Raw genomic sequence first — 12,553 nt, forward strand, 5'->3', positions numbered from 1 at the left:
CCACCCGGCTGCTGCCGGTCGCCCGGCGGCCCGCCGTGCACGCGCTGTACGGCTTCGCCCGCTGGGCCGACGACATCGTCGACAGCGTGGACGACGACGCCACCCCGAAGGAGCGCGCGGCGGCCCTGCACGCGCTGGAGGCGCAATTGCACGCCGGGCTCGCGCGGGGCGGCGGCGACGAGCCGGTGGTACGGGCCCTGGCACACACCAGCGCCACCTACGGCATCGACCCGGCGTACTTCACCGCCTTCATGGCCTCCATGCGCGCCGACCTGGTGGTGACCGACTATCCGACCTACGCGGACCTGCGCGGCTACATGTACGGCTCGGCCGAGGTGATCGGCCTTCAGATGCTGCCCGTCCTCGGCACGGTCACGCCGCGCGAGGAGGCCGCGCCGCACGCCGCCGCGCTCGGCGCGGCCTTCCAGCTCACCAACTTCCTGCGGGACGTGGGCGAGGACCTGGACCGGGGCCGCGTCTACCTGCCCGGCGACCTGCTGGCCGCGCACGGCGTCGACCGCGAACTGCTCCAGTGGAGCCGGCTGACCGGCACCGAGGACGCGCGGATCACCGCCGCGCTGCGGGCCGCCGCCGACCTCACCCGCGGCGTCTACCGCCGGGCCGCGCCCGGTGTCGCCATGCTCGCCCCGGCGTCCCGGCCGTGCATCCGCACCGCGTTCATCCTCTACCGCGGCATCCTGGACGCCGTGGAGGCCGACGGCTACGCGGTGCTGCACCGCCGCGCCGTCGTATCCCGCCCGGTCCGCGCGACCGTGGCCCTCGACGGGCTGGTACGGGTGACCGCGGCCCGTACCCATGCCAGAACCGTCGCACCGGAAGGCAGCACCGTGGACGCTCCCCGACGCGGCCGGTACCCGCTCAGCCTGCGGCGGCGGCCCGTGGCCTGGGAGCGCCAGCGGCCCACCTGGCGGGACGCCGCGCCCGGCGTCATCGCCGGCGCGCTGGAACGCGCCAAGGCCCGGCCGTCCGGCAACTGGTACGCCGTGGGTGCCTCCCGGCAGGTCGGCCGGGACCGCCCCCTGGGCCGGACCGTCGCCGGTACGGAGGTGGTGCTGTGGCGCGCGGCCGACGGGCGGCTGCGCGGCGGCCCGGGGGCCTGTCCGCACCTGGGGGCGCCGCTGAAGGACAGTCCGGTGCGGTGCGGCACGCTCGTCTGCCACTGGCACGGACTCGCCCTGGACGGCGGCCCGTTCGCCGGGTGGGAGCCGTATCCGGTGTACGACGACGGGGTGCTGGTCTGGGTGCGCCTGGACCACGCGGGCGGCGAGGAACCGCTGGACCGGCCCCGCGTCCCGGAGCGCCCGGACACGGCCGCCGCCGTCGCGGCCGTCCACACCGGGGTCGGGCGCTGCGAGCCGGACGACGTGGTCGCCAACCGGCTCGACCCGTGGCACGGCGCGTGGTTCCACCCGTACTCCTTCGTCGACCTGACCGTGACGGACGGCCCGGCGGGCCCCTCGGACGCGTTCACCGTGGACGTGTCCTTCAAGGTCGCCGGGCGCCTGGTCGTCCCCGTGCGCGCGGAGTTCACCGCTCCGGGGCCGCGCACCGTGGTCATGCGGATCACCGAGGGCGAGGGCGCGGGCAGCGTGGTGGAGACCCACGCCACCCCGCTCGGCACCGACGCGTCCGGCCGGCCGCGCACCGCCGTAGTCGAAGCGGTCGTCGCGGCCAGCGACCGTCCGGGCTTCGCGGTGGCCCGCGCGGCGGCCCCGCTGCTGCGCCCTTTGATGCGGGCCACGGCGGGACGGCTGTGGCGCGACGACATGGCGTACGCGGAGCGGCGGTGGGAGCTGCGGCGGGCGGGGAGGTTTCCGGGGTGAACGTGCGCGGCGCACACGCCGGTGCCTCACGGACGCCGGTCGTCACCCCCAGGTGACCCCACGCGCCCCTGCATCACCCGTAAGGGGCAACGGCAAGCAGGCGTTGACGCTGGCAGCATCGTTCTCGGACGCGCCGCGCAGCCCACCGGACACATGTGGCGTCCGACGGCCGCGCGGTACTTCTTCGGGAAGGAGACACCCACCATGCCGGAAACCCAGGAAGCATACGAGACGGTCGAATACGAGGCGCCGGAGCTGGTCGAGGCCGGGGACTTCACCGAGCTGACGCTCGGGTTCCACGGGCACCACTGGGACGGCTGGGGCGGGCGCGGCCACGGGTGGTGGTGATTTCCCGCTCGGCCCGGGGCCCCGTCGCGGTGCGGCGGGGCCCCTCCCCTGCCCGGGAACGAGTGCGCCCGGCTCTCAGGCTCCCGCCACCCGCGCCATCCCCCTCAGCACCGCCGACCGGCCGCGGTCCGGCACCGTCCACAGCGTCTGGCCGCGTACGCCCCACCGCGCCAGCAGCGCGTTCGCGGCGAGGAAGCCCGTGGTGGCCGCGCGTTCCATGAGGGCCACCGGAAGGTCCGTACGTACGAGATCACCGGCCACCATCACCGCCGGGTCGGGCGTGCGGACGGTGGGGCGGTCCTGGTAGCCGCCCACCGGGAACAGCGGGCAGTCGGCGCGCCATTCGTGCTGCGCGTCGACCACCTTCGCCCCGCGGGTCTCGGGGTAGACGCGCGACAGCTGGTCCAGCAGCCGGTCCTGCTGGGCCCGCCGGTCGGTGTCCGTACGCAGCGCGTACGCGTGCAGTTCGACCACCGAGCCGCCGGTGCGGGACGCCCAGCGGGCCGCCTCCCCCTCCCAGCGCTCCAGCACGCTGACGTTGTCCAGCGCGCCGAAGCCGCTGGTGCCGAGGAAGCCCGGCCGGTCCGGGGCGACCGGCCGGTCGAGCCAGAGCCGGGAGACGAGGAACGGCGGCGCGGTCCGCAGCCGCCGCACCCGCTCGCGCCAGTCCGGGTCGCCCAGCCGGGGCGAGGCGGCGACCAGGCCGCGCAGTCCGGCGGTGTCGAGGGCGAGGACCACCGCGTCGTGGCGCGCCGCGCCGTGCGAGCCCAGTACGGTCACGCCGCCGTCCGGGCGGGGCTCGACGGTCTCCACCGCGCAGCCGGTGTGCACCGCGACGCCGTGGCCGGTCAGGTAGCGGCCCAGCGGCTCCCACAGCGCCTGCGGGAACGGTTCGTCGGGTACGTCGAACAGCAGCCCTTCGCTGGAGCCGAGGAAATAGATGTGGAACATCAACGCCATTTCGGCGGCGGACAGTTCCCCGGGGTCGGCGAAGAAGCTGCGGGAGAAGACCTCGAACGCCAGGTGGTGCGCCGCTTCGGGGAAGCGGATGCGGTCCAGGAAGTCGCGTGCGCTGACGCCGTCCAGACGCTCGTAGACCCCGGGTGTACGGACGTCGAGCAGTGGCAGCGCGGCGCGCGGGTTCATCCTGGCCATCTCGCGCAGGGTGAAGGTCGGGCTGAGCAGGGCGAAGCCGAGCGCACTCCACGGCGGGGTGCGCGGCACATGCGCGAAGCTGTCGCGCAGGCCGCTGCTGTGGCGCAGCGGGTAGTCGGGCAGCCCGGTGAGCATGCCCAGCGCCGGGTCGGCCCGGCGCAGCAGGCCCCGCAGGTTGTAGTACTGGCGGAAGAAGGCGTGGAAGCCGCGCGTCATCGTCGCGCGGAAGCCGTCGGCGAGCTGCACCTGACGGCCGGACAGCCGCCCGCCGAGGCCCGCCTCCCGCTCGTACAGCGTGACCCGTACGCCCCGCTCGGCCAGCGCGGTGGCCGCGGCGAGCCCGGCGATACCGCCGCCGATCACCGCCGTGTGCGGCGCCTCGCCACTGATCCCGGCCCGGCCCGGCGGGGGCGGGACGACGCGGGCCCGCCGGTCCCGGCCCCGGCGCGGCGCGGCGGGGCGGGCGGAGCGGCGGGAGCGCCCGGCGGCGGTCGGTACGGCGTCAGGCGGCGGGGTCGTCATCGGGCGGTCTTCTTCCTGTCGGGGGCGGGGCCTGCGTGCGGGGGTGTTACGTACGGGCCGGGCGCGCGGGCGGGCGGCGGCGCAGCCTGGGCAGTTCCGCCACGGTGCGCAGCATGGGCCGTACGGGAGTATGCAGGCCGATGGACAGGTCCTCGCGCAGGCGGGTGCCGCCGTCCAGGAAGCGCAGCAGCCGTTCCATCGGTACGCCGCGGAACAGCCCGGTGAAGAAGTCGGCGCCGTCGATGCGCCCGCTGTCCAGGGCCCGTAGCAGGACCGCGTCCATCAGCCGCGACCTGGCGGAGTGCGGGGGCGGCGGGGCCGGGGTACGGCCTTGGTGGAAGGCGGTGGCGATGGCCCGGGTCTGGCGCTGGACGGCGGCGAAGGTGTAGCCGGTGGACGGCCGGGTGGCGCCGCCGGCGGCGCCGATACGGAAGACGCGGGGCCCGGCAGCGCGCGGGAAGCGCGCGTCGGTCATCGGGATGACGCCCTGCTCGGAGGCGGTGATGCGGTACGGGCCCAGCGCGCGGACCTCCGCCAGGTAGTGGCGCAGCGCGCGGTGGTAGGCGGCCTCGTCGAGCGGGGCGGCGGAGAACTCGGTGTACTCGGCCAGCGCTTCGTACGGGCTGAGCGGAAGGACGTAGCCGAACGACAGGCCGTGGTCCGGCTGCGGGGTGCGGAAGTCCATCAGGTCGGCGGTCGTGGGGTCGAACTCGGGGCGTTCGGTGCGGATGAACCAGCCGTGGAAGTGCTGGAGGAGGGTGGTGCGGGCGGGCGGCAGGGCCGGGAGCGGCCGGGAGTCGAAGACCCAGCGGGCGCGCAGCCGCAGCGGGCCGCCCTCCGGCGTCACGCCGCGGACCTCGGCGCCGTCCGGCAGCGCGCGTACGTCCTCGACCACGGCCGTCAGCCGGTCCGCGGCCGGTGTCGCGGCGAGCCGGGCCCCCACCAGCTGCTCGAACGCGCCGGAGCGCATCATCTTGTACCGCAGCGGCCCGGGGCGCCCGGTGACCTCAGCGCCGTCGGCGCCGTGCACGCGCAGCCGGTCCCAGGAGGCCGCCAGGACGCCGTCGTACTCGCCGCCGGGCACCTCCCAGTAACACCAGGTGCGCTCGGGGGGACGGAGCGGTCCGGGCGGCGCGTCCACGACGGTCACCCGGGGGCCGCGGGCCCCGGGCAGCGGGGCGCAGAGCCGGTGGGCGAGGGACAGGCCCGCGGCGCCGCCGCCCACGACGGCCACCTCCGTGTCGTACACGCCGACTCCCTCCCGTCCTGCCCGGCACCACGTCCGTGCCCGCACCGCGCCGACGGGCACACCAGGTCTTCGGGTGCCCGTCCGCACGGTTTCTACCGGGGGAAACGCCGTCCCGGCCACTACCACGCCGGTCGCCGGGCGAAGCCGCCCGATCGGAAGCCCGGCCCGCATGCGGGCCGCGGAACGGAGAAAGCCCCGGCCAGACGGGGGGAGCTGGCCGGGGCAGTCGGGGCACGGGCGGGACGCCGGTCACCTGATCGGCGAGGGTCCATCAAGCCCGTGGTCAATTGAACGATAAACCACCGAACGCCTTTCCGCCAAACCGGACGGATGTGACGCATATCGCGCACCCGTCGGCCGACCCCGACGCACACCTCAGCGCCCCCGATGCCGGGCCTTCGCCTTCTCACGCGCCCGCGACCTGCGCCGCTCGTCCTCCGCCGCCCGCCGCCGCTTGGCCGCGGCCCGGTTCTCGGTCTTCGCCTGCGCGAAACTCCGGGCGAGGGCTTCCTGCGCGGCGGTACTCAGCGGGCGGGCCGCCTGCTCCCGGGCGGCGGCGCGGGCCAGCCGCTTCGGGTTCGGACGGTACGGGCGCGCGGCGCGTACGCGTACGCCGTCCGGCCCGGCGATCTCCAGAACGCCGACCCAGTAGGGGTCCTCGAAGAACACGGTGAACGTGCTCGGCATGGTGTTGTCCTCCCATGGTGGTGCGTGAGAGGACGAACCGGACACCCTGGGAGGGAGGTTACTGACCCGTACCCTGCGAAAGGGGAGGGCGCCCGGACTACCGACCGGGCCGTGTTTTCGTTCGTCCTGTGCATGATCCAGGTCCAGCCATCGATGGTGCGGGCTGCCGCCTCTCCGGACAACCGGTTTTCGTACGGCCACAGCCATACGGCCACCGCGCGGCGGATACTGCCCGCCGCGCGGCGGCCGTCGGGGGATCAGGTGATCAGGGGGAAGGTGTTCAGGCGGCCGGGGCCGGGCGGGCCGCGATGCCGTTGCGCCACAGGGCGTCCACCCGGGCGCGCTCCTGCGCGTTCGGGTTGGTGTTCTGGCAGGACGGGCCGGGGCCGCCGCCCGACATCAGCTCGCTGCAGGGGCCCGAGTAGTGGTCGGGCAGGCCGAGCACGTGGCCCGTCTCGTGGGCCACCACACGGGTGGAGTTGTACTGCTGGTTCTGCCGGTAGTCGAGGAAGATGTAGCCCCGCCCGTGACCGTCGGTGCTCGCGTAGGAGCCGCGGGCGTCGTTGCCCTCGCGGTACGTGAAGTCGGCCCGGGAGCCTTCCTGGAGCTTCACGTTGTTCACGGAGCTGTTCCAGATCTGCGTGCTGCGCGCTATCTGGCTGCGGAAGGTGGGCGCGCTGGAGGCGTTGTACGTGACGGTGACGGCCAGGACGCCGGGGTTGGCGGCGCGCTTGGCGGCGGCCGCCTTCATGACGGCCTGGAAGAACGCCTTGTTGGCCTTGGCTTCCTCGGCCGAGCCGGCGTACTTGGCTATGGAGGCCGCGGTGGAGACGCTCGCGCCGGAGGGGGCGGCGGGAGCGGAAGCGGCGGTGGCGGGGACGGTACCGAGGGAGGCGGCCAGGCCGAGGCCGAGCACGGAGGTGAGAACCGTACGCATGGGTCTCATGGGGGAAACCTCTTCATCCGTGGGAGGGATTTGGTACCGGGATTGTGGAGGAATCAAGGTCCCCATGGATGACAGCTATTGGCGATAGCACGGTGACATCACCCCACCCGCCCGACCGTTCGGAAGGGCACAACAGCCGTGTCGCGACAGGGTGGTGCGGGCGCGGAAGGCGCCGTTCACATCTGCGGCATGGGAACGTGGCACCTGCCCGCGTCATCACGTTCCCCGTCAAATGACGTAGGCGGCCTACGATCGATGCGGGCGCGGGCGCCCGGGCGAAGGGGCGTCAGCGGGGCAGCGGCCGGGCGCGGTTGAGGTTGAGCAGCGGCGCGAGCAGATCGCCGTCGCGCTCGCGGCGCGCCGCGACCTCGTCGAACAGGAACGTGAGCTGCCCGGGGTCCGTACAGGCTTCGATCTCGTCCCAGGTCACGGGCGCGGAGACGGTGGGCTGCGCGCGGGCGCGCACCGTGTAGGGCGCGGCGGTGGTCTTCGACGCCGAGTTCTGCGAGAAGTCGATGAAGACCTTTCCCGGCCGCAGTGCCTTGGTCATCCGGTGCACGACATGACCGGGCAGGGTCCGCTCGGCCTCGACGGCGATGTCCTTGGCGTACGCGGTGACGTCCTCCGAGGGCGCCGGTTCGATCGGCACGAGGATGTGCAGGCCCTTGGAGCCGCTGGTCTTGGCGTAGACGTTCAGGCCGTCGGCCATCAGGCGCTCGCGCAGCCACCGGGCCACCCCGCAGCACTCCACGATCGTGGCCGGCTCGCCGGGGTCGAGGTCGAACACGAGGCGGTCGGCGACGCGCGGCGTATCGGCGGGCCACTGCGGGGTGTGCAGCTCCACGACCAGGTTCGCGGCCCACATCAGGGTCGGTACGTCGCGTACCAGCACCTGCCGTCGGTTCTTGGCCGTGCTGCCGGGTACGTCGCAGGTCTTCACCCATGCGGGCGTCCCGGGCGGCACGTTCTTCGTGAAGAACGTCTCGCCGTCGGGACCGTCGGGATACCGCAGGAAGGACGCGGGCCGGTCGTGGATGTGGGCGAGCAGCGCGCCTGCGGTGGTGGCGTAGTAGTGCAGCAGCTCGCCCTTGGTGGTGCCGGTCCGCGGATACAGGACCTTGTCCAGGTTGGTGAGCGACAGCCGCCGCCCCTCCACGACGGTGATTGGCGACATACCATGACAATCCCATACGAATCCCATGCGAGGGGATGAGACATGCGATCGGTGTGGAACGGGTCGATCTCCTTCGGGCTGGTCAGCATCCCCGTGAAGACCTACAGCGCGACCGAGCGCACGGCCTCGGTCTCGTTCGTCCGCATCCACGCGAAGGACGGCGGCCGGATCCACTACCGCAAGGTCTGCGAGCTGGACGGGGAGGAGGTCCCCACCGAGGAGGTCGGCAAGGGTTACCAGGCCGCGGACGACACGATCGTGCCGATCACCGACGAGGACCTGGCCAAGCTGCCGCTGCCGACGACCAAGACGCTGACCATCCTGGCCTTCGTCGGCGCGGACGAGATCGACCCGCTCCAGCTGGACAAGTCCTACTTCCTGGGGCCCAACGGTGCCGCCGCCACCAAGCCGTACGCGCTGCTGCGGGACGCCCTGGAGCACCAGGAGAAGGTCGCGATCGGCAAGGTGGCCATGCACGGGCGGGAGACGCTGGCCATGCTGCGGGCGCACGACGGGGCGATCGCCATGCACACGCTGCTGTGGCCGGACCAGATCCGCTCGGCACATGCCGTCGCGCCCAGCGAGAAGGTGGAGATCCGGGAGAACGAGCTGACCCTCGCCGAGACCCTGATGGACTCGCTCGGTGAGCTGGACGAGTCGGAGCTGCACGACGACTACCGGGAGGCCGTCGAGGAGCTGGTCACCGCGAAGCTGGAGGGCGGCGAGCCGGCCGCGCCCAAGGCCGCCCCGCGCGGCGGCAAGGTCATCGACCTCATGGCCGCGCTGGAGAACAGTGTGCGGGCGGCGCGGGAGTCGCGCGGGGAGGGCGGCGGGGCCGCCGGGGAGGACGCGGACGAGGCGGACCGGGCCTCGGTCACGCCGATCGGGAGCCGCAAGACGGCGAAGAAGGCCGCGGCGAAGACCGCGTCCGGCAGCGGCGCCAAGAAGACGGCGGCCCGCAAGACGTCCGGGTCCGCGGCCAAGAAGTCCGCCTCCGGCAGGTCGGCCGCCTCCGGCGGGAAGAAGAGCGCGGCAGGCGGGAAGAAGGCCGCGGCGAAATCCTCGGCGTCGAAGTCCGCCGCCAAGAAGAGCACCGCGAACAAGAGCACCGCGAAGAAGAGCGGCAGGAAGGCGTCGGCCTGAGGGGTGTGAGGCGGGCGGGCCCGGAGCGGGGCCCGGCAGGCTTAGAGTCGGTGCATGGCTTCAGACGAGGGAACGGTGCGCGTCGACAGCTGGATCTGGTCCGTCCGGCTGACCAAGACGCGTTCGATGGCCGCGACGGCCTGCCGCGGTGGGCATGTTCGGGTCAATGGTGAACGGGTGAAGGCCGCCCACGGGGTGCGGCCGGGCGACGAGGTGCGGCTGCGGCACGCCGGGCGCGAGCGCATCGTCGTGGTCTCGCGCCTCGTGAGCAAGCGGGTCGGCGCCGCGGTCGCCGCGGAGTGCTTCGTCGACAACAGTCCCCCGCCGCCGCCCCGCGAGGAGATCGTCGCGGTCCCCCAGCGCGACCGGGGCACCGGCCGGCCCACCAAGCGCGACCGGCGCGAGATGGAGCAGTTGCGGGGCCGCTGAGGGCCTGTGTCACAGCCCTGGTCGGATCAGTGCACGCCGTCCGGTGCACTCCGCCGCCCTCCGTCTCGGCGCCATCGGTCCTACGGAAGCCGATCGCAAGGCGCCGGAGCGTCCTCGCTGGGCCCCCGGCCGGGGTATGACACAGGCCCTGAGAGCCGGGCGCTCCCGTACGGGCGAAAGGTCGCCCCTACGGGAACGCCCGCCCCGCTCACAGCTCGCTCAGGTACACCCAGGCGCCCTCGTCCCGCACGAAGCGGCTGTTCTCCTCCTGTACGCCGGGCTCGCCGCGCAGCGTGTAGTGGGCGCGGAATTCCACGGTGCCCTCGCTGTGGAACGCGCTCCCGCCCGTTGTGCCGACGATCTCCAGTCGCGTCCACCGCTGCCCCCGTTCGAACTCCACGCCCGCCGGGCGCGTCGCGGGGTGCCAGGTGCGCAGCAGGTACGGGGCGTCACCGGCCGCGAAGGCGCTGTAGCGCGAGCGCATCAGCCGCTCGGCCGTCGGCGCGGCGGCCTCGCCCCGGTGGAAGCGGGCGCAGCACTCGGCGTAGGAGGCTTCCAGGCCGCAGGGGCAGGGGGAGGTGGGGTCGATCGCCGGTCGCCGGCGTGCGTGGTTCTTGGACACCTCTCGATTGTGACCGCTTCGGATGCCCGGCCGGGCGGCGGGGCCGGGACCGGCCGGTGGCGGTCAGCCGGTGGCGCCGCGCAGCCAGCCGTCGACCGTGGCCGTCACGGCGCGGGCGAAGCGGTCGATGCCCGGCGACCGCACGGGGCACGGGCGGGGCGTGGTGGTCGTCGGCGCCAGGCAGAAGTGCAGGGCGTCGTCGGTGCGGTGCAGGTCGGTGGTGCCGCCGCCGGGGGCCGGGTGGGTGCAGTACGCGGGGTGGGCGCGTTCGTAGGCGTCGCAGGGCAGTTGGCGGGTCCAGCGGTAGCGGTCGCCGGCCGGGCCGAGCGTACGGCCCGCGTCCGCGTAGAGGTCACCTGCCGCGGCGGCGCGGTCGGCGTACAGGGCGTTGACGCGGCGGATGCGGTCCGGGTGGAAGGCGTCGGGCCCCTGGGAGGCCCAGACGATCTTCGGCCGGGCGAGGCCGGCGTCCCGTGCCGCCGCGGTGATCTCCTCGGTCAGCGCCCGCGCGTCGGCCGCGTACCGCTGGTAGTAGCCCGCTGTGCCGTACGTGGCGCCGGCCATGCACGGCGTGTAGCCCCAGGCGTTCCCCCAGAACTGGAGGATCACGACGCGCGGCCGCACCGTGCGCACGAGCGTTGCCGCCTTGTCCCGGGCGGGGACGAGCGACTTGCCGCGCCAGGACGTGAGGTAGTCGCACAGCGTCGTGCCGGAGTGCGGGGCGGCGTGCAGCGTGGCGCGCCCGGTCGCGGCGAGCCGTTCGGCCAGGACGTCCTGGCTCTCCATGGCCAGGGAGTCGCCGAGGTACAGCGCGGGGACGGCCGGGCCGGACGGCGTGCGGCCGGGGGTGGTGGGGTGCGGCAGCGGTACGGGCGTACCGCCGCCGGGCGCCGGTGCGGTCGCGGCCGGGGGCGGGGCGCTCTCGGGTCCGGTCGGCGCGTCCGTGGGGTCGGAGGCGAAGACGACGCCCCAGCCGAAGGCCCCGACCAGGGCCAGGGCCACCACGGTGAGCAGCGGTACCAGCCAGCGCTGGGTCATCGGGCCGCCCCTGGTCGCGTCGCGCGTACGGCCGGTGGCTCATGTCAGGTGCACTTCACACCGGCACGGGCAGACCAGGGAAGCACACCGGGAGCCAGGCGGGAAGACCGCCCGGCTACTCGGCGAGCGCGGCCGGCAGGGCCCCGTGCCGCCGGTCGGCCGGTGCCGGGATCCTGCCGCAGAACTCCGCCTCGATCACGTTGACATAGAGGGCGCCGTCCGACAGCCAGTCGCCGTTCATGTTGAACGTGAGCCGGTGGCCGCCGTCCCGCGTCGTGACCGTGGCGGACATCGAGCCGTTGGTGCGGCCTGTCTTGCCCACCACCGGCACCCCGCAGGACAGGGTGATGGTCTCCACGCCGAGGCCGAACGCGAATCCGTTGCCCGCCGGCACCGCGTCGAGCAGTTCCCTCATCTGCGCGCGGGGCAGCAACTCGCCGCGCAGCAGCGCACGTTGGAAGGTGTTGAGGTCCCCGAGGGTGGAGATCATGTCGCCGGACGCGCCCAGCCAGGTCATGTTCTGCTCGGTGGCGTCGTGGACCGGCGCGCCGGGGGCCGGGTCGTGCAGCCGTGAGTAGGCGACCGGGTGCGGGTCCGGCATGCTCGGGTCGCTGCCGGGGAACGACGTGCCGCGCAGGCGCAGCGGCTCGATGATGCGGCGCTCGACCTCGTCGGCGTACGGATGCCCGGCCACCGCCTCGATGACCATTCCGGCGAGGACGTAGTTCGTGTTCGAATAGCTGGCCTTCTCCCCCGGCGCCGCGACCGGCGGATACTTCAGCGCGATGGCGACCAGCTCCTCGGGCGTGTGGTTGTCGTAGCGGTGCTCCGGGAAACCGCTGCCGGAGGAGTTGGTCTGGAATTCCCGGTCGCCGGTGTGGCTGGGCAGGCCGCTGGTGTGGTTGAGCAGCCGGCGCACGGTGATCGTGCGGCCGTCGTTGCCGTTGCCGCGCACCAGGCCGGGCAGCCACGTGTCGACCGTGTCGTCGAGGCTCAGCTGCCCCTCGGCCTCCAGTTGGAGGAGGACGGTGGCGATGAACGGCTTGGTGATGCTCGCCGCCCGGAAACGGTCGTGGACCGAGCGCTTGCGCCCCGTACCGACGTCCGCGACACCCGCGGAGCCGAACCATCTCTCCTTCCCGTCGCGGACCTCGGCGGCGACGCCGGGTATGCGGCCCGCTTCCACCAGTTGGCGGAGGGCGGCCCGGGTGGCTTCGTGGCCGGGCGCCTGCGGGGCGGGCGTCGCCGCGTACACGGGTGTCAGGGTCGTGGTGGCCAGTGCGGCGACGGTGGTGAGGGCGAGCAAGGCGGTGCGTAAGGTCCGCTGCTTCATGGGCGGTGTCTCCGGCGTCTTGAGGGAGCCGAGCGCATCCCTGTGGCGGGAATGACGCCGCAG

At 73.8% G+C, this 12,553-nt stretch carries 12 protein-coding genes and 1 pseudogene; 5 read left to right on the plus strand and 8 right to left on the minus strand.

Translation table 11 applies throughout. The annotated features are described in order from the left end of the window. Positions 1-35 precede the first annotated feature (35 nt). The 3 genes and pseudogenes from CP984_RS00930 to CP984_RS00940 form a co-directional block, all read left to right on the plus strand. Positions 36-698 (plus strand): annotated as a pseudogene (locus CP984_RS00930) (phytoene/squalene synthase family protein); the annotation flags it as partial. A gap of 150 nt (positions 699-848) precedes the next feature. Next, complete coding sequence (locus tag CP984_RS00935; RefSeq protein ID WP_030190364.1) at positions 849-1,844, plus strand: DUF5914 domain-containing protein; 996 nt, start codon at positions 849-851, stop codon at positions 1,842-1,844. Between the two features lie 204 nt (positions 1,845-2,048). Then, positions 2,049-2,192 (plus strand): lasso RiPP family leader peptide-containing protein, encoded by a 144-nt coding sequence (locus CP984_RS00940; RefSeq protein WP_106434794.1) that lies wholly within the window; start codon positions 2,049-2,051, stop codon positions 2,190-2,192. A 75-nt stretch (positions 2,193-2,267) separates the two neighbouring features. On the opposite strand, the gene CP984_RS00945 is transcribed toward CP984_RS00940, so the two are convergent. From CP984_RS00945 to ligD, 5 genes are all read right to left on the minus strand, one after another. Next, complete coding sequence (locus tag CP984_RS00945; protein ID WP_043978170.1) at positions 2,268-3,869, minus strand: FAD-dependent oxidoreductase; 1,602 nt, start codon at positions 3,867-3,869, stop codon at positions 2,268-2,270. Between the two features lie 46 nt (positions 3,870-3,915). Next, on the minus strand, positions 3,916-5,118 hold the full coding sequence (locus tag CP984_RS00950; RefSeq protein WP_003985584.1) for a lycopene cyclase family protein: 1,203 nt from the start codon (positions 5,116-5,118) through the stop codon (positions 3,916-3,918). Between the two features lie 375 nt (positions 5,119-5,493). Continuing rightward, entirely contained in the window at positions 5,494-5,805 is a 312-nt protein-coding gene (locus tag CP984_RS00955; RefSeq protein ID WP_003985585.1) for a DUF2992 family protein, read from the minus strand. Positions 5,806-6,085: 280 nt separating this feature from the next. After that, positions 6,086-6,751, minus strand: coding sequence for a snapalysin (gene snpA / locus CP984_RS00960; RefSeq protein WP_030190371.1), 666 nt, complete (start codon positions 6,749-6,751; stop codon positions 6,086-6,088). 286 nt (positions 6,752-7,037) lie between these two features. After that, positions 7,038-7,925, minus strand: a complete 888-nt coding sequence (gene ligD, locus CP984_RS00965) for a non-homologous end-joining DNA ligase (protein WP_003985587.1) — start codon at positions 7,923-7,925, stop codon at positions 7,038-7,040. Between the two features lie 42 nt (positions 7,926-7,967). On the opposite strand from ligD, the gene ku reads away from it, so the two are divergent. Then, on the plus strand, positions 7,968-9,068 hold the full coding sequence (gene ku / locus CP984_RS00970) for a non-homologous end joining protein Ku (RefSeq protein ID WP_030190374.1): 1,101 nt from the start codon (positions 7,968-7,970) through the stop codon (positions 9,066-9,068). A 54-nt stretch (positions 9,069-9,122) separates the two neighbouring features. Further along, positions 9,123-9,497: an RNA-binding S4 domain-containing protein gene (locus tag CP984_RS00975; protein WP_003985589.1), complete on the plus strand. Its 375-nt coding sequence runs from the start codon at positions 9,123-9,125 to the stop codon at positions 9,495-9,497. 208 nt (positions 9,498-9,705) lie between these two features. Here CP984_RS00975 and CP984_RS00980 read toward each other — a convergent pair whose 3' ends face one another. The 3 genes from CP984_RS00980 to CP984_RS00990 all read right to left on the minus strand — a co-directional run bounded on the left by CP984_RS00980 (position 9,706) and on the right by CP984_RS00990 (position 12,490). Beyond that, positions 9,706-10,119, minus strand: a complete 414-nt coding sequence (locus CP984_RS00980; RefSeq protein WP_003985590.1) for a YchJ family protein — start codon at positions 10,117-10,119, stop codon at positions 9,706-9,708. Positions 10,120-10,182: 63 nt separating this feature from the next. Then, positions 10,183-11,157, minus strand: a complete 975-nt coding sequence (locus tag CP984_RS00985) for a hypothetical protein (protein WP_003985591.1) — start codon at positions 11,155-11,157, stop codon at positions 10,183-10,185. A gap of 115 nt (positions 11,158-11,272) precedes the next feature. Further along, complete coding sequence (locus tag CP984_RS00990; protein WP_003985592.1) at positions 11,273-12,490, minus strand: serine hydrolase domain-containing protein; 1,218 nt, start codon at positions 12,488-12,490, stop codon at positions 11,273-11,275. Between the last annotated feature and the right edge of the window lie 63 nt (positions 12,491-12,553).

Source organism: Streptomyces rimosus, assembly GCF_008704655.1.
Lineage (GTDB): Bacteria > Actinomycetota > Actinomycetes > Streptomycetales > Streptomycetaceae > Streptomyces > Streptomyces rimosus.